Raw genomic sequence first — 22,959 nt, 5'->3', positions numbered from 1 at the left:
CGCGGTACGTCCGGCACGGACTGCTCGGCCACGAGATCCTGGAGCAGGAGGGCTTCCCCGAGCCGCTTCGGCGAGGACAAGGTCAGCGCGTTCCAGGCCCTGCGTGCGGAGTCGGGGCACGCCCGATCTCAGCCGACCCTCTTCCACTCCTGGCACCGGTTGGTCTTGAAGTACTCCCCTTTGTTGAGCGTCACGCGCCCCGGCCCGTTGAGGTTGTTGTTGGCGATGATGGAGCCGAACTCCCCGCTGGCGTCCTTGGCGCGCTCCCAGTAGCAGCCGAACCCGCCCTCCGGCCCGGCGGTCCGGTAGGTGCCGGCGGCGATGTCCTCGCCGACGAGGTACTCGCCCTCGCCGGAGAAGCTGGTCGCCGGTCCGGGCTTCCTGGTCTTCTTCGGCTTGGCGGTGACCGTCTCGGTGACGGTGGGAGCGGGCTCGGGAGCGGCCTCGGCCGTCTCGGTCACGGTGACGGTCGGCCGGGGGCCGGCCTCGGGCTCGGCGGTCTTCTTCCCCGAGTCCGCCGCGCCTCCGCTGTTGCCGATGCCGACTCCTATGAACAGGGAGACCAGAGCGACCGCCCCGTACTTGAGCCATCGTCTGCTGCCGCGAACCGGCTTTCCGGGGCCGGCGGGCGCGCCGGGACCGAGGGGGCCCTGCGGTCCGGGGTGGGGCGGCGGGGAGGGCTGCTGGAAGGTCATGGGTGCAGTCCGTTTCGTGTGTGTGCGTGGTGGTCGGAGGCCGCGGACCTTCCGGCCCGCCCCCGGAGGACAGCGAGCTGCTTCCATCCGCAAGCATGGCCAGAAAAGCACAACACTGAAAGCACCGTCAAACGCGTTGACAGATTTGACGCGTGGCGTAGGTTGTTGACTAACTACTCCCGAGAGGCCCAGGACTCCCGCCATGCCACAGTCGTCCGCCCAGGTGACCGCCGCCGAGATCTCCCGCATCGCGGGGGTCACGCGGGCCACGGTCAGCAACTGGCGTCGTCGGCACCAGGACTTCCCGGAGCCGTCCGGCGGCACGGAGAGCAGCCCCCTGTACGACCTGGATGCCGTGCGCGCCTGGCTCGCCTCACGCGGGCACGCGTCGGCGGCGACCCCGGCGGAGGAGCTGCGCACCGTCCTGCGCCTGCACGCTCACGGCGGCGGCGGTACGTCGGAGGGGCTGCCCCTGCTCGTCCTCGCGGCGGCGGGCCGTCCGGCGGAGGAGCTGACGGCCGCCGTGCGGTTGCCGGACGCGGACCTCGCCGCCCGCGCACAGCAGGACGCGGCGTCCGCTTGCGATGCCGTACCGGCCGCGGACGCGGTCCGTTTCGAGACGGGTGACGCGGCGGTACTGCGCGCGCTGTACGCGTGCGTACGTGACGAGGGCGGCCAGGCCGCGCTGGCCGTGCTCGCCGAGCGGGAGCTGGAGGACAGCGCCGCGTCCGGCGCGTACCGGACCCCCGCACCGCTCGCGGACCTGCTCGCCGGCCTCGTCCCCGGCTCCCCGGTCCGCGTCCTCGACCCGGCCTGCGGGAGCGGCACCCTGCTGGCGGCCGCCGCCCGCCGGGGAGCACACGAGCTGTACGGCCAGGACGCGCTCGGCGTGCAGGCTCGGCGCAGCGCCGTAAGCCTGATGCTGACGGCCCCGGATGCCTCGGTCACCGTACGCGCCGCCGACAGCCTCCGCGCGGACGCCTTCCCCGACCTGGTCGCCGACGCGGTGCTGTGCAACCCGCCGTACGGCGTCCGTGACTGGGGCCACGACGAGCTGGCGTACGACCCGCGTTGGGCGTACGGCGTCCCGCCGCGCGCCGAGTCGGAGCTGGCGTGGGTGCAGCACGCGCTCGCCCACCTGACACCCGGCGGCTACGCCGCCCTGCTCCTGCCGCCCGCCACGGCCGGCCGCGCGTCGGGGCGTCGCGTGCGGGCGGAGCTGGTGCGCAGCGGGGCGCTGCGCGCGGTGATCGCGTTGCCGGCCGGCGCGTCGGTGCCGCTGCACGTCGGCTTGCAGATCTGGGTCCTGCAACGGCCGGAGCCGGGCGGCCCCGAGCGCAAGTCCGTGCTGTTCGTCGACACGGCCGCGGAAACGCCCGCGATGACGGCCGGGCCCGGAGGCACGGCCGGGAACCCCCGCCCCCGGGGCGGGAGCCGGTCCGCCTCCGTGGACTGGGACAGGATCACGGTGCGCGCTCTGGACGCGTGGCGGGCGTTCACGAAGAGCCCGGACACCTTCGAGGGTGAACCTGGCGTGGCGCGCGCGGTCGGCGTGGTGGACCTGCTGGACGACGTGGTGGACCTGACCCCGGCGCGGCTCGTGCGGGCGTCACGTGCCGAGATCGATCCGGCGGAACTGTCGGCCGAGGTCGACGCCACACGACGGAACCTCGTCAGGGCCGCGAAGTCCCTCGCGCGGACGGCGGGCGAAGAGAGCTGGAGCGCTGCGGGCGCCACGGCCCGCGAGTGGCGGACGGCCACGGCCTCCGACCTCGCACGCGGTGGGGCGCTCACCCTGCTGCGGACCCAGCCGGACAGTGTGCGCAGTCGGGCACAGGCCGCGGGCGGCGGGACGGGCGGGGGCGGAAGGCCCGAGACGCGGGCGGTGCTCACCAGCTCGGACGTCGCGAGCGAGTCGGGTCCCACAGGGGATCCGGTGGGGCCCTACGACGACACGGCACCCGTGATCGCCCTCGGGGACGTCCTCGTACGGGCGGTCGCGAGCGCGGACGGCCCGATGGCCCGGGTCGCGGGCGAGGAGGACGCCGGGGCACTGCTCGGGCACCACGTCCACCTCTTCCGCCCGGACCCGGCACGCCTGGACGCGTGGTTCCTCGCCGGCTTCCTGGGCGCGGAGGAGAACATCGCGGGCGCGTCGACGGGCAGCACGATCCTGACGGTCAGCCCGGGCCGGCTGCGCGTGCCCCTGCTGCCGCTGGAGGAGCAGCGGCGGTACGGGGAGGCGTTCCGGCACGTGCACGAGCTGCGGGCGGAGGCGCGGCGGGCGACGCGGCTGGCGGAGGAGACGGCACGGCTGCTGGCGGGCGGGCTCACGGGCGGCCAGCTGCTCCCGTCGCGGGACGCGGAGTCCGAGGGGGCGGTACGCGTGCGGGGTGGCGATTCGCCCCGTTAGGCACGCGCGCCTTCACACATAGACCACAATTGTCGGACCGTCCCGGCCGCTCAGCCGGCCCGGACGGTGGGGTTGGGACATTTCGGAAGGAATCCGGGGATCCACTTGAACAGCAGCAAGCACACGGAGTTGGCGAACCACGCGTGGTCCGTCGCCGACCTCCTGCGGGGGGACTACAAGCAGTCCGACTACGGCAAGGTCATCCTGCCGTTCACGGTGCTGCGACGCCTTGAGTGCGTGCTGGAGCCTACCCGCGACAGGGTCGCGGAGATCGCCGAGCAGCACAAGGACAGCGACATCGACCCGGACCGCTTCCTGCGCCGGGCCTCGGGCCACTCCTTCTACAACCGCTCCCGCCTCACCCTGAAGAAGATCGCCGCGGACCCGCAGAACGCGGCGAAGAACCTCACGGTGTACGTGGGGGCCTTCTCGGACAACGGGCGGGGTGTGCTGGACCGCTTCGAGTTCGCCCAGCAGATCAAGCGGCTGGACAGCGCGGGGCTGCTCTACCAGGTCATCGGCAAGTTCACCGACCTGGACCTGCGTCCCGAGGTCGTGCCCAACCACAACATGGGCTACATCTTCGAGGAACTGATCCGCCGCTTCGCCGAGCAGTCCAACGAGACGGCCGGTGAGCACTTCACTCCCCGCGAGGTCATCCAGCTGATGGTGCGGCTGCTGGTCGCTCCGGACGGTGACGCGCTGCACCTGCCGGGCGCGGTCCGCACGGTGCTCGACCCGGCCTGCGGCACGGGCGGCATGCTCTCAGCGATGGACGACCTGATCAAGGACCTGAACCCCGACGCCACGGTGGAGGTGTACGGGCAGGAACTCAACCCCGAGTCGTGGGCGATCTGCCGGTCCGACCTCATGATCAAGGGCCAGGACCCGGAGAACATCGCTTTCGGCAATTCCTTCTCCGACGACGGCCATGCCCGCAAGACCTTCGACTACATGCTCGCGAACCCGCCGTTCGGCGTGGAGTGGAAGAAGGTCAAGGAGGAGGTCGAGGCCGAGCACAAGTCGCTGGGTGAGGCCGGCCGGTTCGGCGCGGGCCTGCCGCGCATCAACGACGGCTCGCTGCTGTTCCTCCAGCACATGATCTCCAAGATGAAGCCGGTGGACGTGAACGGCGGGGGCGGCTCGCGCATCGCGATCGTCTTCAACGGCTCGCCGCTCTTCACGGGCGCGGCCGGCTCGGGTGAGTCGGAGATCCGCCGCTGGATCCTGGAGAACGACTGGCTGGAGGGCATCGTCGCCCTGCCGGACCAGCTCTTCTACAACACCGGCATCTCCACGTACTTCTGGATTCTCACGAACCGGAAGAGCCCGGACCACAAGGGCAAGGTCGTCCTGCTGGACGCCCGGGACCAGTGGCAGAAGATGCGGAAGTCGCTCGGCGACAAGCGCAAGGAGCTGGGCAAGGACCACATCGCGACGGTGGTCAAGCTGTACGGCGAGGCCCTGGCGGTGGCGGGGGACGCGGAGCATCCGCTGCACGGCAAGGTGAAGGTCTTCTGGAACGAGGACTTCGGCTACCAGCGGATCACGGTCGAGCGCCCGCTGAAGCTGCGCTTCGAGATCACGGAGGAGACGCTGGCGGCGCTGGAGGCGTCCAAGGCGATCCAGAAGCTGCCGCAGGCTCCGGCGCTGGCGGACGCGTTCAAGTCCCTGATGGGCACGAGCTGGAGCACGAAGCAGGAGGCCTGGCTCGCACTGAAGGACGCGGTCGTGCAGGCAGGCGGGACGTGGCCGACCGGCGCGCCGTTCAACAAGGCACTGCGTGAGGTCGTCGGCGTGCGGGACCCGGAGGGCGAGGTACAGCTCGTCAAGGGCCAGCCTGAGCCGGACGCTGAGCTTCGGGACTACGAGAACGTGCCGCTTGGCGAGGACGTCGAGGAGTACCTGGCGCGGGAGGTCCACCCGCATGTGCCGGACGCGTGGATCGACCACAGCAAGACGAAGATCGGGTACGAGATTCCGTTCACGCGGCATTTCTACGTGTACGAACCGCCGCGGCCGTTGACGGAGATCGACGCGGAGTTGAAGGCGCTGGAGGCGGAGATCCAGGCGCTGCTTGGGGAGGTCACGGAATGACCGGTGCACATGAGTGGCTGCACGCGGCGCCCGTCCATTGGACTCGCGGACGTCTCAAGAACCTCATCGCGAGCGCCACGAACGGCGCGTGGGGTAGCGACCCTGTCGGGGACGGCGGAGACGTCCGCTGCATCCGCGCTGCGGACTTCGACCGACCCCGTCGGCGTGCGCTTCCCGCCCATGCACCTCTGCGCCACGTGGACGCCTCCTCACTTCATCAGCATCTCCTGCGTCCTGGGGATCTCGTTTTGGAGAAGTCAGGGGGCGGCGAGAAACAGCCCGTGGGTATGGCTGTCCTGTTCACCGATACCGTCAAAGCGGTGTGTTCTAATTTCTGCGCTCACGTCAAGCCGTCCACCGACGTCGAGCCCAGGTTCTTGAACTACGTATTCGCCACGGCATACGGACAAGGACTGACTCAAGCCGCGATCAAGCAGACGACCGGAATTCAGAACCTAGACACGGAAGCGTTCTTCTCCTCCCCCTGGGCCTACCCACCGCAAAGGGAACAGCGCCGCATCGCCGACTTCCTCGACACCGAGACCTCGAAGCTGGAAGTCCTCGACGACCGATTCAACAAGTTGACTGGACTACTCGAAGAGCGCAAAGCAGCACTCATCGCAGCATGCTTCACCTACCAAGCGTCAGACGAAGTTCCAGTTCTCCCTCTGCGGCGAGCAGTCAAGCGATGGATTGACTACCGCGGGGCCACTCCGGAGAAGACAGAATCCGGCATTCCACTCGTTACAGCTAAGAATATTCGCAATGGCCGTATTGACCTCGAAGCCAGTCGTGAGTTCGTAGCTGCGGAATCCTATGCCGATTGGATGCGTCGGGGGCTGCTTGAGGTTAATGATGTACTGCTCACCACTGAAGCTCCGCTGGGGCAAGTAGCCATGGTGAGCGATACATTCATCGCACTTGCGCAACGCGTGATCGTGCTTAGGGCGAATCAAGACGTCTGCTCACCGCAGTGGCTTTACTGGTACCTCCTGTCACCTCAGGGGCAGGCAGAGTTGCAACTCCGTTCCACTGGCTCCACGGCTCTGGGCATCAAGGCTGATCGACTGCGCGGTGTGCCGATTCCTCTACCCACGCTCAGCGAAGCCACCCAACGGCTGGGACAGCTAGCCGACAGGGTTGCCCAAATTGGGACTCTCCAACGGAAACTCGCTGCGCAACGAGCGCTGGTCGCCGAACGCCGCCAAGCCCTCATCGCCGCCGCCGTAACCGGCCAGTTCGACGTGACCACCGCCAGCGGCCGCAACGTCACCGAAGGAGTCTCCGTATGAGCCCCGTGCACGACGAGTCCTCCTTCGGCTCTGCCATCGTCGCCGCCCTCTGCGAGCGCGGCTGGCGGGAGGCGAACCCCGAGGACTACCAGCCCGACCTCGGGCTCGACACCAACGAGCTGTTCACCTTCATCGGCGCGACCCAGCCCGACGAGTGGGACGAGTTGCTCACCGTCTACGGTGGCAACCCCAGCGAGGCGCAGCGCGGCTTCGCGCAGCGCCTGGACCGGGCCATCGCCGACGACGGGCTGCTCCACGTCCTCCGCAACGGCGTCAAGGACCGCGGTGTCCGTCTCCGCGTCGCCTACTTCAAGCCCAACCTGATCTCCGCCGAGTCGGTCCTCGACGGCTACCGCGCCAACCGCCTCACCGTCGTCCGGGAACTCCCCTACGCCACCAAGCAGGCCGACTGGGGCCACAGGCTCGACCTCACCCTGTTCCTCAACGGCATCCCGGTCGCCACGGCCGAGTTGAAGAACCCGCTCACCGGGCAGGGCGTCGAGCAGGCCAAGGAGCAGTACCGGACCGACCGCGACCCGACCGAGCTGATCTTCACGCGGCGGGTCGTCGCGAACTTCGCCGTCGACCCGGACCTGGTCTTCGTCACCACGCAACTGCGCGGCAAGAGCACCCGGTTCCTCCCGTTCAACACCGGCTCGAACGGCGCCGGCCAGCCCGGTGGAGCGGGGAACCCTGCGCCCACGGCCCACGGCACGTACGCCACCTCGTACCTTTGGGAACAGGTCTGGCAGCGGGACAACTGGCTCGACCTGCTCCAGCGCTTCGTGCATCAGCAGAAGGAGAAGACGCCCGGCGGCGGCACCACCAAGACCACGATCTTCCCCCGCTTCCACCAGTGGGACGTGGTCCGCAAGCTCACCGCGCACGCGTCCGTCCACGGTGCCGGCCAGAACTACCTGATCATGGCCTCCGCCGGGTCCGGCAAGTCGAACACCATCGGCTGGCTGGCCCACCGCCTCAGCGACCTGCACGCCCGCCGCGATCCCGCGGTCCTGCGGCCCGACGCCCTCGCCGACGGCCGTATCAAGCCCGGCGAGCCCGTCTTCGACAAGGTCATCGTCATCACGGACCGCCGCGCGCTGGACGCCCAGCTCTCGGCGACCGTCGGCAGCTTCTCGCAGACGGACGGCCTGGTCGTGAAGGTGGACGAGAAGCACGGCGCCAAGAGCGAGCAGCTGGCCCGCGCCCTCTCCCGCGACACCGGCAAGATCGTCACCGTCACGCTGCACTCGTTCCCGGCGCTGCTCGACTACATCAAGCGCAACCCCACCAAGATCGAGGGCACCCGCTTCGCGATCATCGTGGACGAGGCGCACTCCTCCCAGTCCGGCGACGCCGCCACCGCCGTGAAGTCCGCCCTGCGCGACCTCGGCCTGGACGCTGACTCGGACGACGAGGGCGCGACCACGGTCACCGTGGACGACAAGCTGAAGGCGAAGGCGGTCGAGCGCTCCCATGCCGCCAACCTTTCCTACTTCGCCTTCACGGCCACCCCCAAGGCGAAGACGCTCGAACTCTTCGGTACGGAAGGCGTCGAGAACGGCAAGACCGTCTACCGCCCCTTCCACACCTACTCCATGCGCCAGGCCATCGAGGAGGGTTTCATCCTCGACCCCCTGCGCAACTACGTCACCTACAACACCTACTGGAAGCTGGTGAACCAGAACCCGGACGAGAAGGAGGTCGACCCCTCCAAGGCGAACTCCCTCCTCGCCCGGTTCGCGCTCACCCATGAGCACACCGTCTCCCAGCACGCCCAGGTGATCGTCGAGCACTTCGTCGCCCACACCCGCGGCCGGCTCGGCGGACGGGCCAAGGCCATGGTGGTCACGGCCTCCCGGCACTCCGCCGTACAGATGGCACGAGCCATCCGCAGCTACATCGCCGACCGCGCGTACGACACCAAGTACCCGGACCTCGGTGTGCTGGTCGCCTTCTCCGGGTCCCTCACCATCGACGGCGAGGAGACCACCGAGAGCAAGGAGAACGGCGGTCTGCCGGAGAGCGCACTGCCGAAGGCGTTCGGCTACACCCGCGCCGACGACAAGGCCGCGAAGGCCGGCGGCAAGGGCCAGCAGGAGTACCGCATCCTGGTCGTCGCCGAGAAGTACCAGACCGGCTTCGACCAGCCGCTCCTGACGACCATGTACGTCAACAAGACGCTGACCGGCATCGCCGCCGTGCAGACCCTCTCCCGCCTCAACCGCACCGCCGAGCGCAAGACGCAGGCCGACCTCGCCGTCCTCGACTTCGTCAACGAGGCCGAGGACATCCGGGACGCCTTCCGCCCGTACTTCGAGGAGGCGCACACCCTGCCCTCCGACCCGAACCTCCTCTATTCGGCCCAGAGCCGCGTCATGTCCGCGCCGGTCATCTCGGAACAGGACATGGACGAGTTCGTCGCCGCGTACTTCGAGGCGCAGGAGAAGGCGGCCGGCTCGCAGTCCAAGTGGGAGAAGCTGCACGCCGAGCTGTACCGGCTCCTGTCCCCCGCGGTCACCCGCTTCACCGCCCTCCTGGAGAGCGAGGAGGAGGACGACGTCGAGACGGCCGAGGACTTCCGCGCCAACCTCACCGACTACGTCCGCAAGTACGGCTTCCTCGCGCAGATCGTCCCGTACCACGACGCCGAGCTGGAGCGCCTGTACCTCTACGGGCGCTACCTGCTCAACCGGCTCCCCCGGCGGGCGGACGGCGGGGTCGACATAGGCGAGGTGGACCTCAGTCACCTGCGCGTCGAGAAGACCGGCGAGCACGACGTGTCCCTCAACCCCGAGGGCGCGGCCCAGCTCAAGGGCTTCGGCGACGGGGTGGGCGGCGGCAAGGACGCCGAGAAGTCAATGCTGTCCGAGCTGATCGAGAAGTTCAACGCCAAGTTCGGCACGGAGTTCACCGAGGAGGACGTCCTCCCGGCGTTCAACGCCACCAAGGAGGACCCGAAGGTCCGGGCTGCCGCCCTCGTCAACGACGAGGAGAACTTCGGCATCGTCTTCGACAAGAAGTTCGAGGAGAACATGATGGACCATGTCTCCACGATCGACACGCTCGGCAAGCGGTACTTCGGCACGGACCGCGACTTCAAGTCCAACCTCGACCGCAGTGCGCGCCGCGCGGCCTGGCGGATGATCCGCCGGGAGGAGGGGCTGGAAGACATCTGACGCGAGCGGGGTCCGGTGCGATGCACGTACCGGACCCCGCCGGTTCATCCCTGGGCGGCCATCCGTATGAAGCCGTCCCACGCTTCGCTCCCGAAGGACAGCTTGGCCTCTGCGGGACGCTTGGAGTCACGGACCCACACGGCTCCGTCTGCCTCGGCGATCTCGATGCACTCGCCACCCTCCGCACCGCTGTAGCTGCTCTTGCGCCACGACTCGCCGTTGTTCATAGCTCTCCCAGCACCTTCTCTACGAATCCCACGGACTCTCGCGGAGTGAGAGCCTGGCTGCGGATGATTCCATAGCGTGCTGAGACAGACCGTACCTCGTCCCGGTCGGTCACCAGGATGCTGCGCCCCTGCACTTCCAGGTACACGATCTGGTCGCCCTTCCTCGGTGTGATCAACGTGAAGGGCCCGTCCACCCCGGCGTTGTCCTCACTGTCGTTCAGCACCACCTGGATCTCGACGTTGCGCTTGTGCCCGATCAACAGGATGTTCTCGAGCACCCCGCGAAGGACCGGCTTACCGCCGAACGGCTTGCGGAGCACCGCTTCCTCGATGGCGAAGCTCACGAGCGGCGCCGGCCAGCGGTTGAAGATCTCTTGGCGTGCCAGTCGTGCCGCCACGCGCTGCTCAATGGTGTCCTCGTCCAGCAGCGGGCGCCGCATGGCAAGCAGAGCTCGGGTGTACTCCTCGGTCTGGAGAAGCCCCGGCACCCCTGCACCGCGTACAGGAAAAGCTCGTGCGCGTCCGCCTCCAGTCGTGCCGCGTCCCGGAAGAACGCCGGATACTGAGCCCTCCCCACCTCCTCCTTCAAGGCCGTCAGCACCCCACCCGCTCCCAGCACCTCATCCGCCTTCTCGATGAACCGTGCCTGCGGGATGCGCCTGCCCTGCTCGATGGAGGCCACCGTGTCCGCCGAGTACCCGACCCGCTTGCCGAACTCGGCCCGTTCCAGGCCCGCCCGCACCCTCAGCAGCTTCAACTGCCGGCCGAACGCGGTCACGACACCCGTCCCCGGCTCGTCCTCCGGCCGCTGCCCCGCTTCCACATCCCTCACGGTCACCACCACGCCCACCTCTTGCCGCACTTCGCCAGCCGGACACAGGGGTCGAGCCCGCCCCCGAAGGATCAACGCCATAGCATCACCACAGGTCACGTCGCGCCCCGGACACGACTTGGGGGGGTGCTCCGCGCGCTGCGCGGACGGGCGGCGTCATGGCCTCTCCGCTACGCGCCCTTTTGCGGCGGGCACTGTCCCCCTCACACTGGTGTCGCTCGGCTTCGGTCCGGCCCCTGTCTCGGGCGGGAGAGGCGTGGCTTGGGGGGAGTGAGTTTCTCGGTGGCAGCCGGCGATCCGTCCGACGACGAAGTGCGTGCGGCACTCGACAGGTTCCTGGCACGCGGCCAAAGCAGGCGTCCCGGTCCGTCTGCCGCGGATTTCGACCTCACCCGCCTGCACCTGCTCGAAGGCAAGGTCACCCGGCGTGTGGAGCGCCGCACCGAGGAGACACTGCACCGGCCCGGCACCGTCGACCTCTCGGGGAGATCGGTCTACGACGTGTTGCGCGATTACAAGCTGGGCCCGCACGAGCAGCCCGTCGACCAGCCGCTCGACCTGGTCAAACGCGGCACGGTGCATCTCAGGTCCTGTGACTGCGGCAGCGGCCGACGGCGGTGTGCCGACTGCAACGGCATGAAGTACCGCCCGTGCGAGCCGGCCCGAGTATGCACCGTGTGCCAGGGCGTCACCACGTGCACGCAGAGCCTCAAGCACGGCGGCCTGCCCAGCACCCCGCCCCGGCCGCCCAAGCAGGGCCGGGCCGGCCGGCCCGACGAGCGGGTGAAGTGCGAGGCCTGCCAGACACCCGACAGCGCGTGCCCTGGGTGCCGGGGCTGGGGGAAGGTCAGATGCGCTGAGTGCGACGCGACTGGGCGCATCCCGTGCGTACCGTGCAAGGGAGCGGGCACCGTCGAGTGCACCGCCTGTCACGGGCACGGGAACCTCACGTCATGGACGGCGGGACGGATCAAGTGGACCTCACAGACCGAGAAGGTGCCGCCCCCCGTCCCACGGCCCCGGCAGGTGGCATCGGAACTGGGCGCGGGCGACTGGCGGACGGACCGGCTCGGCACCGGCGATCCGCTTCCCGACGACCTCTCCCCCAGCCATCGCTCGGCCCTCGAACCGCACCTGCGCTCGCTGGAGGGAGAGAAGGAGCGCGAAGTCGTGATCAAGCGGCTGACGGTCGTCAAGGCGACGCCGCCCGGCTCCGACAACCTGGCGTTCTACATCTTCCGAAGCACCGACGGACGGCTCGCCGTCCGGAGACGGGTGTCGGACGAGGGACGGAGGAAGGCCTTTCTGGCCGTGGCGGCGTGCGTCGCCCTCGTCTTGCTCGTACTTGTCCTGACCCGTTGACCGGCCTGTCCCCCCGGCGAGCACCGCCGCGGGGGGCCGTCTGTCAGCCAGGGAGGTCGACGCCGTACGTTTCCTCGGTCATGTCGACCGGGAACCGCGGTCGTGGACTGGTCGACCTCCGCGCCGCTGTCAGTGACTGTCCTGCCACCCACCTCTCCCCCACGAACCACGACGTACCGCCACGTACAGCACCCGCTCAAGCCCGGTACGAAGCACCAGCGTCAGCGCGTCACCACTGGTCACGCCAGGCCACAGGACGCCACGGTGAGTGCATGACCGCAGCACAACCACCCCTCACGGTGCACCGGTTCACGATGCGCTTCAGTTCCACCCCGCGCGGCGCCCGCCTGGCCCGGCGGCTGTGCGGAACCCGGCTCGACGCCTGGGGCATCCCGTACGGCAGCGACGCGCATGACACCCTTACCCTCGTCACGGCTGAGCTGTGCGCCAATGCCGTCCGGCACGGGCACGTGGCCGGCCGCGACTTCCGCGTCTGCCTCACCACCGCCCCGCCCACCGGCACCGTACGCATCGAGGTCACCGACACCCGCGGCGAACGCCTCCCCCGCCTGCCCGCGCCCGCACCGGAGGCCGACCCGCGCGACGGCGGTCGCGGACTCCTCCTCGTCGAGGCCCTGGCCGACCGATGGGGCTGGACGCCCCGCGCCGACGGCGGCCCCGGCAAGACGGTGTGGGCCGAGCTGGCCGCGCCGCACCTGACCTGATCACACAGGTACCCCGCCACCTGGCTGGACGCGCGAAACCCGCACCCGCGAAACTGAGTGCCGAGCACATCGAAGAGCGAGGAAGACGTCGGACACTCGACGGGGCGGGGCGGGGACCAGGTGCCGGACGCTGGACGGATCGCGGGACGCTACGAGCTGCTGGAGCAGTTCGGCCACGGCGGCATGGGGGACGTCTGGCGCGGCTACGACGCAGTCCTGGACCGGCCGGTCGCCGTGAAGCTGATCCGCCCGCAGGCCGTGACGTCGCCGCACGCGGCGCAGGAGTTCGAGAAGCGGTTCCGGCGCGAGGCCCGGATCACCGCGCGGATCCAGCACCCCGGTGTGCCGCAGGTGTACGACGCGGTCCTCGACGAGTCGTACGAGCAGCTGTTCCTGGTGATGGAACTGGTCGACGGAGTGCCGCTGACCGCGTACGTGCACCCGGACCGGCCGCTCCCCGTCAGCTGGGCGGTGGCCGTGGCGGCGCAGGTGGCGACCGTGCTGTCGTACGCGCACGACGTGCCCGTGGTGCACCGCGATCTGAAGCCGGGCAACGTCCTCGTCGCGCGAGACGGCACGGTGAAGGTGCTGGATTTCGGTATCGCGGCCATGCTCCGGACGGACGTCACCAAACTGACCGCGACGGGCAGCCCCCTCGGGACGCACCAGTACATGGCTCCGGAACAGGTGCGCGGCGGACGGGTCACGCCGCGCACCGACCTGTACGCACTGGGCTGTGTGCTGCACGAACTGCTCTGCGGCCGGCCGCTGTTCGGCGGGGACAGCGAGTGGCAGCTGATGACGCAGCACATCAACGCGGCCCCGACGCCGCTGCGGCAGCTGCGGGCCGACGTACCGGCGGCCCTGGAAGAGCTGGTTCTGCACCTGCTCCGCAAGGCGCCCGAGGCGCGTCCGGCGGACGTGCAGGAGGTGTACGAGCGGCTGCGGCCGTTCCTGCCCGCGCCGGGAGAGGAGTCGCCGCCCGAGGAGGCGGGGCCCGCCGGGGCGCCCGACCCGACCGGGATCTTCCGCCGCCCCTACGCCCCCCGTTCCCGCGCCGGCGCCGGGAGCGTGCGGCCCGGTGCCGCCGCCGCGCCCGACGCGCCGCCGGTCGTACCCGCGGCCGAGCGGGAGGCACTGCGGGAGCACATCCGCGAAGTCCATGAGCATTACCTCGCCCTGATGGAGGAGGAGCGGTACGCACAGGCCGCCGAGGTGGTGGACGAGTTGATCGGGCCGGCCGCACGCGCCCTCGGCTCCGACAACAAGGCGGTGCTACGGCTGCGCACGTGGCGGGCGGTCAGCCGCCAGCTGGCGGGTGACCACCGGGCCGCGCTGCCCGAGTTCGAGCAGCTCGCCGACGCCTTCGCGCGGGTCAGCGGAGCGAGCAGTGAGGACGCGCTGAACAGCCGTGCCCAGGCGGCCCGCTGCCGCGGCGAACTCGGACAGGTGACCGAGGCACTGGCCGGACTGAACGACGTCCTCGACGTCGTCCGCGCCGTTGACGGCGACGTGAGCGAGAACGCGGTGGAACTGCGCCGCGACATCGGCATGCTGCTGCTCGCGCAGGGGCGGACGGCGGACGCCTTCGACGTCCTGGACCCGCTGCACGCGGACCTGTGCCTGGTGTTCGGCCCGGACGACGAACTGACCGCCGAAGTGGCGGAGACCCTGGCCGTCATCCGCCTGGATCTCGACGGCGACGGGCCCGGTATCCCTTCCTGACCTGGCCTTCGTCCGCGTACGGCCCCGCCGGGGACTTAGGATCCTCCCATGCCCCAGCTCGCCTTCGACATCGGTTTCTTCGCCGAGCTCCCGAAGCTCCAGCCCCCAGGCCAGTTCGTGCGGGCTGTCCGGCGGGCGCCGATGTTGCCGTCGGCCGAGTAGCCGGAGCCGTGCAGGGCCGTGGTGGTCCAGTCGGGGTAGCCGATGTTCTCCCTGCTGTCGGTCTCCCCGGAGGCCCGCCGGGAGGCGGACGGGGCGACCACGTTGCTGCCGAGCAGCCGGAGTGCCGGCCAGAACCGTGGCCGACGGGCCGTTTCATCCGGACGCCGACCGTGCCGTAGGTGGGTGTGCGGGGCAGGCCGGTGGACACGAACTCCCCAGTCGTGTCCACCGGCCGTCCGGGCCGGGGCTCAGGCGGCCCGGCGCGTCTGGCCGCGGTGGACGCGGACGATGTCCGCGTACCGGCGGCCGCTGCCCTTGATCGTGCGGACCTGGGTGCGGTAGTCGACGTGGACCAGGCCGAACCGCTTGTCGTAGCCGTACGCCCACTCGAAGTTGTCCAGCAGCGACCAGGCGAAGTAGCCGGCCAGCGGGGCGCCCTTGCGGGCGGCGGAGGCGCAGGCGGCGAGGTGGCGCTCCAGGTAGTCCTGGCGCTCGGGGTCGTCGACGCTGCCGTCGGGGCGGACCACGTCCGGGAAGGCGGAGCCGTTCTCGGTGACGTAGATCTTCCGGGCGCCGTACTCCTCGGTGAGCCTCAGCAGCAGTGTCTCGATGCCGGACGCGTCGATCTCCCAGTCCATGCCGGTGCGCGGGACGCCTTCGCGGCGGACGGATCGGGCGTACGGCGCGGGCCCCTCGGGGTCGTCGGCGACGTACGCCGGGAAGTAGTAGTTCAGGCCGAGCCAGTCGAGCGGGGCGGCGATGGTGGCCAGGTCGGCGTCGTCCACCGGGAGTTCGACGCCGTAGGTCTCCACCATGTCGGCGGGGAAGCCGCGGCCGTGCACCGGGTCGAGCCACCAGCGGTTGACGTGGCCGTCGTGGCGGCGGGCCGCCGCCAGGTCCTCGGGGCGGTCGGTGACCGGGTGCACGGTGGAGAGGTTGTTGACGATGCCGACCTGCGCGCCGGGGGCGGCGGCGCGGATCGCCTGGGTGGCGAGGCCGTGGCCGAGGAGCAGGTGGCAGGAGGCGCGGACGGCGGCGGTGAGGTCGGTCCAGCCGGGCGCCATCGTACCTTCGAGATGGCCGATCCAGGCCGAGCAGGACGGCTCGTTGAGGGTGGCCCAGAGCGTGACCCGGTCGCCGAGGCGTTCGGCGACGACGGACGCGTACTCGGCGAAGGCGAGGGCGGTGTCCCGCTCCGGCCAGCCGCCACGGTCCTGGAGCGCCTGCGGCAGGTCCCAGTGGTAGAGCGTGACGGACGGGGTGATGCCCGCCTCCAGCAGCGCGTCCACCAGCTCGTCGTAGAAGGCGAGTCCCTTGGGGTTCACCGGGCCGGTGCCACCGGGAACCACCCGCGGCCAGGCCACGGACAACCGGTAGGCGTTGACACCGAGTTGCCGCATCAGGCCGATGTCCTCGCGCCAGCGGTGGTAGTGGTCGCAGGCGACGTCGCCGTTGTCACCGTTCGCGGTCTTCCCCGGGGTGTGGGAGAAGGTGTCCCAGATCGAGGGCGAACGGCCGTCCTCGGTGACGGCCCCTTCGATCTGGTACGCCGCTGTGGCCGTGCCCCACAGAAAGTCGTGCGGGAGGGCGGCGAGGTCGATGGGTTCGGACACGGAAGTCCCTTCGGGATCAGGGGTGTGGGTCACTTGACGGCGCCCGCCGTCAGACCCGCGACGAGATAGCGCTGCAACAGCAGGAAGCCGGCCACCACGGGCACGCTGACGACCAGCGAGGCGGCCATGATCTGGTTCCAGTAGACGTCGTAGAGGGTGGAGTAGCCCTGGAGGCCGACGGCGAGGGTGCGGGTGGTGTCGTTGGTCATGACCGAGGCGAAGAGCACCTCTCCCCAGGCGGTCATGAAGGCGTAGACGGCCACCGCGACGATGCCGGGGATCGCGGCCGGTACGACGACCCGGAACAGCGCGCCGAGCGGGCCGCAGCCGTCCACGAGCGCCGCCTCGTCCAGGTCGCGCGGCACCGAGTCGAAGTAGCCGATCAGCATCCAGATGGAGAACGGCAGCGAGAAGGTGAGGTACGTCAGGATCAGCCCGCCGCGGGAGCCGAACAGGGCGATGCCGGTGGCGTTGCCGATGTTGACGTAGATCAGGAAGAGCGGGAGCAGGAAGAGGATGCCCGGGAGCATCTGCGTGGACAGCACGGTGACCGTGAAGACGCGCTTGCCGCGGAAGTCGTAGCGGCTGACGGCGTAGGCCGCGAACACGGCGATGACCACCGAGCAGACGGTCGCCGCGCCCGCCACGATCAGCGAGTTCATGAAGTACTTCGCGAGCGGCACGGTCGACCAGATGTCGATGTACGGCCGGATGGTCAGCTCGCTGGGCAGCCAGCGGAATTTTCCGGTGACGTCGGCGAGCGGCTTCAGCGAGCTGGAGATCATCACGTACACCGGGATCAGCACGAACCCGGCGAGCAGGGTGAGGAACACCCGGCGCGACCACAGGAACGAACGCGCCGGTGCCATGGGCGAGTTGTGGGGCGCTGTGAGCGACGGATCACGCATCGGAGGCCCTCCGTCCACGCGAGGTCAGCAGCAGGTACCCGCCCGTCACGACGAGCAGGAACAGCAGCAGCAGGACGGACATGGCCGAGCCGGTGCCGAAGTTCCAGGCGACGAAGGAGGACTGGTAGATGTGCACCGAGATGAGGTCGGCGGCCTCGGGAGCGGCCTTGCCGAACAGCACGTACGGCGTGTTGAAGTCGTTGAACGTCCACAGGAACAGCACCAGGATCAGCACCTGGTTGACCGGGCGCAGCGACGGCAGGGTGATGCGGCGGATCTGCTGCCACATCCCGGCGCCGTCCAGCGCGGCGGCCTCGTACAGCTCCCGGGGGATGTTCTGCAGTCCGGCCGTCACGATGAGGAAGGCGAACGGCCAGCCCTTCCACACGGACACGGTGAGCAGGGCGTAGAAGCTGTTGTCGCCGATGAGCCAGAAGGACGGCTTGTCGGTGAGGTGCAGCTGGTCGTGCAGCACGTGGTTCACCAGGCCGTTGTCGTGCTGGAACATGAACACCCAGGTGATGACGGCCGCGTAGACGGGCAGCGCGTACGGCACCAGGAACAGGGCGCGCAGCAGGCCGCGCCCCCGGAAGGTGTCCTGCATGTAGACGGCGGCGGCCGTGCCGATCAGCCAGCACAGGCCGACCGACAGCAGGGTGAAGCCGACGGTGATGCCGAAGGACTGGAGCAGCGCCTTGCCGACGGGGGCGTCGAAGTCCACCGACACCTTGTAGTTGTCGAAGCCGTTCCAGGGGGCGGTGCCCCAGTCGCGGATGTAGAACTGGGTGAGCTGCTTGAAGCTCATCACGATGCCGATCGCCATCGGCACGAGGTGGACGAGGAGTTCGAGGAGCAGGGCGGGCAGGAGGAGCAGGTACGGCAGGGAGACGCGTCTGATCCGCCCGGTGCGGCGGCGGGGTTCGCGCGCCGCACCGGGGGACGTGTCGCGCACCGGTTCCTTCAGTGCGGTGGTCGTCATCGTGGTCACGCCGCCGGCATCTGCTGCTGGGCCTTCTCCAGCTTCGCCTTGACCGAGTCGGTGGTAATGGCGCGTCCGGCGGCGGCGTCGGCGAACAGCTCCTTCACGGCCGTACCGACCGCCGTCTCGAACTGCGACTCGGACGGCACCTGCGGCAGCGCGGCGGCGCTCTTGGCGAGGGTGTCCTTCAGCACCGCGGTGTCCGGCGCGTTGAACGCCGCGTCGCCCTGGGCGGCCTTGACCGGCGGGATGGAGCTGTAGGCCGTGTTGAGGATCTTCTGCTCGGCGTCGGAGGTCATGAACTTCACGAACTTCGTGGCGCCGTCGAGGTTGTGCGTGTTCTTGAAGACGGCGATGTTGATGCCCATGACCGCCGAGTTGACCTGGGTGCCGGCGCCGGGCGTCCCGGAGATCACCGGTACCGGGGCGACGCCGTAGGCGTCCTCGCTCATGCCCTGGGACTTGAGGTTGGAGGCGGCGGACTGCCACAGCAGCATCGCCTGCTTGCCCTTGGCGAAGTCGCTGACGGACTGGTTCTGCGCGTACTCGGCGTCGCCGGCCGGGATGACCTTGTCCTTGGCCATCAGGTCGACGTAGCTCTTCACCGCATCGACGACCTTGGGGTTGGTGAAGTCGGGCTTGCCGTCGGCGGTGAAGAAGTCGGCGCCGTGCTGCTTGGCGAAGACGAAGACGTGGTGGATGTTCTCCGACAGGTTCGCACCCTCGGCACCGAGCACGGACTTGCCCTTGGCCTTGATCTTCTTGCCGTCGGCGATCAGCTCGTCCCAGGTGGCCGGGGGCTTGCTGATCCCGGCGTCGGCGAAGATCTTCTTGTTGTAGTAGAGGGCGTACGCCATCGAGTACAGGGGCACGGCGGACGGGTCCTTGCCCTGGGCGCCGGTCGAGCCGAGCGCGGTGTCGGAGAACCGCTCCTTGCCGCCTATCTTGGCGAAGTTCTTCTCGTCCCACGACAGCAGCCCGCCGGTCGCCTGCAGCGAGGCGCTCCAGGTGTTGCCGATGTTCAGCACGTCCGGGCCCTGGCCGGAGGTGGTCGCGGTCAGGATCCGGTTGAGCAGATCCGACCAGGGCACGACCTCCAGCTTCACCTTGATCCCGGTCTGCTTCTCGAACTTGTCGAGTTCGGGCTGGAGAACCTGCTTGTCCACGGCGACACTGGCGCCCTGGTTGGAGGCCCAGTACGTCAGCGTCTTGGGCGAGTCGTTCGACCCGCCGTTGGTGGACGATCCGCCTCCGCAGGCCGTGGCCGCAAGGGCGAGAGACAAGGTGACGGCGCCTACGGCCGCGGCTCGGATGCTGCGCATGGCTCCCGGGTCCCTTCAGGGATTGCACTCATGGCTTAATTTAGGACGTGAGTTAATCCGCCGGAGGGGCGATCGTCAAGGGATTCGACAGAACAACCGGGTCGCGCGGAAGGGGGCGCGCGCAGCCCTTCACCACGGCGGACGCACCGGGCGCGCGGTACACGCGCAGGGCGGAGTTCACGTGCGGACTGTTGCCATGGACAGGAGTGAACGGGCAACCTGTCGCAGGCTCCTGACATACGCTCAGTCCCGGCCCGTCACGCGAAGGGATCGTTGTGCGTCGACTGACGAAGATGTGGAGGGCGGTCCTGGCGGCCGTCCTGCTCCCCGCGACCGTCCTGCTCCTCTCCAGCCCGGCCCACGCCGCCGTCACGGTCACCACCTCGGCCGTCTTCAACGACCCGTCAGGCACCACCGCCGACCAGAACCGGATCCGCGACTACATCGTCAGCCTGATCAACGCCACCCCCGCCGGGGAGTCGATCACGGCCGCGGCCTACACGTTCACCGACGGCACGGCCGCCCAGGCGCTGGTCAACGCGAAGGCGCGAGGCGTCAAGGTCCGCATCATCGTGGACGACACCACCACCACCATGAGCGGGGGCCAGTACAACACCCTGAAAGACGGCCTGGGCATCGACCGCACCCAGTCGTCGTGGGTGATGGCCTGCCCCAGCGCGCGCGGCTGCATCGGGGACCGGGAGCTCACCTCCGGCGATCCGGCGATCAACCACAACAAGTTCTGGCTGTTCTCCAACGTGGGCGGCGCGAGCAACGTGGTGGTGCAGACCTCGCACAACATGACCACCTCACAGCGCACCACCTACTTCAACAACGCTGTGACGATCCCGGATTCGGGCCTGTACGGCATCTACCAGTCGTACTTCTCGGACCTGCTGTCCTACGGCTCCTCCTCGTCGGGCTCCGACAACTACTACAAGACCCCCACCAGCACCACCGGCCCGTACAAGGCGTACTTCTTCCCCCGTCACGAGGCGTCCGGCACGTCGTGGAGCAACGACGCGAGCACCGACACCGTCAAGCTGATCCTGGACAACGTCAGCTGCTCCGGAGGCACCCAGATCCGCGTGGGCATGAACCTCTTCAGCCGTGACGAGGTCGCCCAGAAGCTGGTCAGCCTGGTGAACTCGGGGTGCTCGGTCTACCTCGCCGCCGACGGCGCACCGGGTTCCATGAGCCAGGCCGTGACGGACACCCTCTACGGCAAGCTGACCAAGCGGGTGGAGTGCTACGAGAACAGCCCCGACGGCACCTACAAGATCGGGGTGCACTCCAAGTACCTGCTGATCCAGGGAACGTACGACGGGGTCGCCAACCGCAAGCTGGTGTGGACCGGAAGCCACAACTACACCTACTCAGCGCTGCGGGCCAACGACGAGACGCTGCTGAAGATCGACAACTCAGCGATCTACGACCAGTTCAAGGCCAACCACGACACGCTGATGACCTACTGCGCCGGGAGCTGAACCCGTCCCGCCGGCCGGCCCGCGCCGGGGTCCGGCCGGCGTGCCGGACACCGGCGCCGGGTACGACAAAAGCGAGGACCGCGACCGTCAGGTCTAGGCCCTCGCTTCCGCATTGTTACAGGGAGTGTCCGAGGGGGGACTTGAACTCTCCACTCGGGCACCAGCCGCTTAGTTCGCTGACCTGCGGGTCTGAGGGTGGTGTCCCGTCGAGTGGTGTAGCTGGTGAGGGTTCGTGAACTCGCGGGTGACCGTGCCTGGCTGTTATCGCCCGCCACACCAGATGGCTCCGCCAAGTGCGCTGACTGCGCTACTGATCACGGCTAGCAGTTGGTACGACACTCGCTCGACAACTACGTGCACCCCACCCCAGTGCAGTTCAAGGAAGGGGCGTGGGGGTCGGTGCTCTGCGCGTCGCGATGCCATGGGGTGCGCCGATACTCGGGGTTGGAAAACACTCGCCCCGCACCCCTACACCACATCGTGGGGCGTGACGGTCTGAGCAGCAGGAAGCCCCCGCCATGCGCCGGTCCCACACGTAGTCTTGCGCCATGAGTGGACAGACGATTGATGACTACGCGATCCACTTCCAGACCGTACCGGGAAGCCACGTTGGTGCTCTTGACTCACCGGGCGGCCAGTTCGTTGGCGGCACCTTGGAGCAGGCACGGGCATTCGCTACCCTCGCACTATCGTGGCCGGGCGTCGGCACGGCACTCATCGAGCCGTGGACTATCAAGGGCAACCGACCCTTCGTGAGCGAGCGCCATGACGCGGACGGCGCGGTCAGCCACTATGCCAGCCGTGAGGACGGCGGAAGCGGGGAGTGGACGCCGGGACCGCTGCCGTCCACGGTCATTGCACGGGAGCCGGATCCCACAGGTGATGATGTAGTGCTACTGAGAGACCTGCTTCGCAGCCTCGATGAACCGCCTCCAGGAAGCCGGATTGAGACTCAGGTGACCAACTTCCCGACGCTTCGTGTCTCGCACCATGACCCGAGAGGGGTCGTTGTCTGCGACTTCGACGCAGCTATCGGATTTCGTGTAGGAACTCGTACGCCAATTCGGGTTCGTGGCCAAGGTCCCGCCTCCTAATCGGTCGGCATCCTGTCGTAGTGATGGATTGCAGCGAAAATGAGGTCTCGTACAGCGGCTCCGTAGACCGCTGACTGTTTCAACAGGGCGAACGCTTTAGCGTACAGCTCGATTTCGCGTGGCTGTGTGACGGACAACTCCGCCGAGAAGGTCTCAACTAGGACGAGTTTGTCATCGAACATCGAGAATGAGTTACCAGGCCAGATACGCAGGGGTGCAGACTTGGGGACGATGCCCAGGCTCAGCCTGGCCAGCCCCATGACCGACAACAAGCGGTCGAGTTGCCCCTTCATCACCTCCTTTCCTCCAAAGTTGCTGTAAAGCGCCTGCTCGCCGAGCAGGACGTTAAAGATGCGATCGCCTCGGTATAGGTACTGCTGACGTTCAAGCCGCTTGGCCGTGGCGGCTTCGGTGTCGTCGGGAATCTCGTAATAGTTGACGACCTGCTTGAAGGTCTCTGCGGCGTACTCGGAGGTCTGGAGCGTCCCCCATACGAGCGTCGGATGCCAGATTCGAAATACCTTAGTTTTTGAGTAGACCGGTATCGCGGCCTGCTGTCTCTTCTCTGCCCCAGTCGCCAACTGCCGGCGCCACTCAAGCCACAGCTCGTCAATGTGCCGGACCGTGGCAATCAGGTCTTCGATCTGCTCGGATCTGTTGGTCGTCGTGCACCAGACGCGGATGTCGTCCTCGCTCGCTTTCTGCTTCCCGTTCTCGATCCGGGAGACCTTGGACTCCTGCCATCCTGTGGCCAGCGCGAATGCCCGGCCGCTCGCGAAGCCCGCATCCTTGCGGAACCCGCGAAGCCGGGCACCCAACGCCTCTCGTGCTTCTTGTGCTTGGTTGC

16 protein-coding genes and 2 pseudogenes are annotated in these 22,959 nt (G+C 68.6%); 8 read left to right on the top strand and 10 right to left on the bottom strand.

Features of this window, described 5'->3' with window-relative positions; translation table 11 throughout:
• Positions 1 to 128: 128 nt before the first annotated feature.
• Positions 129 to 695 carry a hypothetical protein gene (locus AB0L21_RS18205; RefSeq protein ID WP_365704324.1) on the bottom strand — a complete coding sequence of 189 codons (567 nt, stop codon included), beginning with the start codon at positions 693 to 695 and terminating at the stop codon, positions 129 to 131.
• Between the two features lie 202 nt (positions 696 to 897).
• On the opposite strand from AB0L21_RS18205, the gene AB0L21_RS18200 reads away from it, so the two are divergent.
• From AB0L21_RS18200 to AB0L21_RS18185, 4 genes are all read left to right on the top strand, one after another.
• Positions 898 to 3,108, top strand: a complete 2,211-nt coding sequence (locus tag AB0L21_RS18200) for an N-6 DNA methylase (protein WP_365785044.1) — start codon at positions 898 to 900, stop codon at positions 3,106 to 3,108.
• 105 nt (positions 3,109 to 3,213) lie between these two features.
• Positions 3,214 to 5,205, top strand: a complete 1,992-nt coding sequence (locus tag AB0L21_RS18195; RefSeq protein ID WP_365785042.1) for a class I SAM-dependent DNA methyltransferase — start codon at positions 3,214 to 3,216, stop codon at positions 5,203 to 5,205.
• 287 nt (positions 5,206 to 5,492) lie between these two features.
• On the top strand, positions 5,493 to 6,497 hold the full coding sequence (locus tag AB0L21_RS18190) for a restriction endonuclease subunit S (protein ID WP_365785041.1): 1,005 nt from the start codon (positions 5,493 to 5,495) through the stop codon (positions 6,495 to 6,497).
• Entirely contained in the window at positions 6,494 to 9,676 is a 3,183-nt protein-coding gene (locus AB0L21_RS18185; protein ID WP_365785039.1) for a type I restriction endonuclease, read from the top strand. The genes AB0L21_RS18190 and AB0L21_RS18185 overlap by 4 nt, the downstream gene beginning before the upstream one ends.
• 44 nt (positions 9,677 to 9,720) lie before the next feature.
• On the opposite strand, the gene AB0L21_RS18180 is transcribed toward AB0L21_RS18185, so the two are convergent.
• Positions 9,721 to 9,903 carry a DUF397 domain-containing protein gene (locus AB0L21_RS18180; protein ID WP_365785037.1) on the bottom strand — a complete coding sequence of 61 codons (183 nt, stop codon included), beginning with the start codon at positions 9,901 to 9,903 and terminating at the stop codon, positions 9,721 to 9,723.
• Positions 9,900 to 10,816: pseudogene (locus AB0L21_RS18175) on the bottom strand (helix-turn-helix transcriptional regulator). Before AB0L21_RS18175 ends, AB0L21_RS18180 begins: the two are co-directional and overlap by 4 nt.
• A gap of 201 nt (positions 10,817 to 11,017) precedes the next feature.
• Between AB0L21_RS18175 and AB0L21_RS18170 the strand changes: the two are divergent.
• The 3 genes from AB0L21_RS18170 (at position 11,018) to AB0L21_RS18160 (ending at position 14,547) form a co-directional block, all read left to right on the top strand.
• Complete coding sequence (locus tag AB0L21_RS18170; protein WP_365785035.1) at positions 11,018 to 12,097, top strand: hypothetical protein; 1,080 nt, start codon at positions 11,018 to 11,020, stop codon at positions 12,095 to 12,097.
• 272 nt (positions 12,098 to 12,369) lie between these two features.
• Entirely contained in the window at positions 12,370 to 12,822 is a 453-nt protein-coding gene (locus tag AB0L21_RS18165) for an ATP-binding protein (protein WP_365785033.1), read from the top strand.
• A gap of 120 nt (positions 12,823 to 12,942) precedes the next feature.
• A complete protein-coding gene (locus tag AB0L21_RS18160; RefSeq protein ID WP_365785031.1) occupies positions 12,943 to 14,547 on the top strand; it encodes a serine/threonine-protein kinase in 1,605 nt (534 codons plus the stop codon).
• A gap of 125 nt (positions 14,548 to 14,672) precedes the next feature.
• Here AB0L21_RS18160 and AB0L21_RS18155 read toward each other — a convergent pair.
• The 5 genes and pseudogenes from AB0L21_RS18155 to AB0L21_RS18135 form a co-directional block, all read right to left on the bottom strand.
• Positions 14,673 to 14,890, bottom strand: a pseudogene (locus tag AB0L21_RS18155) (glycoside hydrolase family 16); the annotation flags it as partial.
• Between the two features lie 67 nt (positions 14,891 to 14,957).
• On the bottom strand, positions 14,958 to 16,322 hold the full coding sequence (locus AB0L21_RS18150) for a GH1 family beta-glucosidase (RefSeq protein WP_365704305.1): 1,365 nt from the start codon (positions 16,320 to 16,322) through the stop codon (positions 14,958 to 14,960).
• Between the two features lie 29 nt (positions 16,323 to 16,351).
• Complete coding sequence (locus AB0L21_RS18145) at positions 16,352 to 17,191, bottom strand: carbohydrate ABC transporter permease (RefSeq protein ID WP_365704303.1); 840 nt, start codon at positions 17,189 to 17,191, stop codon at positions 16,352 to 16,354.
• Between the two features lie 31 nt (positions 17,192 to 17,222).
• Complete coding sequence (locus AB0L21_RS18140; protein WP_365785153.1) at positions 17,223 to 18,209, bottom strand: sugar ABC transporter permease; 987 nt, start codon at positions 18,207 to 18,209, stop codon at positions 17,223 to 17,225.
• A gap of 5 nt (positions 18,210 to 18,214) precedes the next feature.
• Entirely contained in the window at positions 18,215 to 19,531 is a 1,317-nt protein-coding gene (locus AB0L21_RS18135) for a sugar ABC transporter substrate-binding protein (protein ID WP_365785029.1), read from the bottom strand.
• A 275-nt stretch (positions 19,532 to 19,806) separates the two neighbouring features.
• On the opposite strand from AB0L21_RS18135, the gene AB0L21_RS18130 reads away from it, so the two are divergent.
• Positions 19,807 to 21,018 (top strand): phospholipase D-like domain-containing protein, encoded by a 1,212-nt coding sequence (locus tag AB0L21_RS18130; RefSeq protein ID WP_365785027.1) that lies wholly within the window; start codon positions 19,807 to 19,809, stop codon positions 21,016 to 21,018.
• Positions 21,019 to 21,911: 893 nt separating this feature from the next.
• Here AB0L21_RS18130 and AB0L21_RS18125 read toward each other — a convergent pair.
• Both AB0L21_RS18125 and AB0L21_RS18120 read right to left on the bottom strand, forming a co-directional pair.
• The gene (locus tag AB0L21_RS18125) at positions 21,912 to 22,097 is read right to left on the bottom strand and encodes a DUF397 domain-containing protein (RefSeq protein WP_365785025.1); all 186 of its coding nucleotides are present in this window, start codon (positions 22,095 to 22,097) and stop codon (positions 21,912 to 21,914) included.
• An 11-nt stretch (positions 22,098 to 22,108) separates the two neighbouring features.
• On the bottom strand, positions 22,109 to 22,930 hold the full coding sequence (locus AB0L21_RS18120) for a helix-turn-helix transcriptional regulator (RefSeq protein WP_365785023.1): 822 nt from the start codon (positions 22,928 to 22,930) through the stop codon (positions 22,109 to 22,111).
• Positions 22,931 to 22,959 lie beyond the last annotated feature (29 nt).

Source organism: Streptomyces sp. NPDC052721, assembly GCF_040678315.1.
Classification (GTDB): Bacteria; Actinomycetota; Actinomycetes; order Streptomycetales; family Streptomycetaceae; genus Streptomyces.
This window is presented reverse-complemented; position numbering and strand designations above follow the sequence as displayed.